This window comes from Paraburkholderia sp. SIMBA_053, from assembly GCF_046534895.1.
GTDB lineage: Bacteria > Pseudomonadota > Gammaproteobacteria > Burkholderiales > Burkholderiaceae > Paraburkholderia > Paraburkholderia caledonica.
This window is the reverse complement of sequence record NZ_JAWRXU010000592.1, coordinates 1-276: the sequence shown is the minus strand read 5'-3', so window position 1 is coordinate 276 and position 276 is coordinate 1. Positions and strand designations below refer to the sequence as shown.

Below are 276 nucleotides of genomic sequence, written 5' to 3'. Positions count from 1 at the left end.
GCGATTTCATCGATCTCGACTGGCTGGTGCCCGATCCGCTCGCGGCCTCTCCCACAGCCGATGCGCCGCTGTTCGTGCTGTTTCACGGGCTCGAAGGCAGCTCGGACTCTCACTATGCGCGCACGTTGATGGCGAGCGCCCAGATACGCGGCTGGCATGGCGTCGTACCGCACTTTCGCAGTTGCAGCGGTCCGATGAACCTGTTGCCGCGCTTCTATCACCTCGCCGACAGCAACGAAGTCGACTGGGTATTGCGGCGGCTGCGCGAGCAGCACC

Annotated in this window: 1 pseudogene; it reads left to right on the top strand. The window is 64.1% G+C overall.

The window, feature by feature from the left end:
* A pseudogene (locus SB753_RS36970) lies at window positions 1–276 on the top strand (alpha/beta hydrolase); the annotation flags it as partial.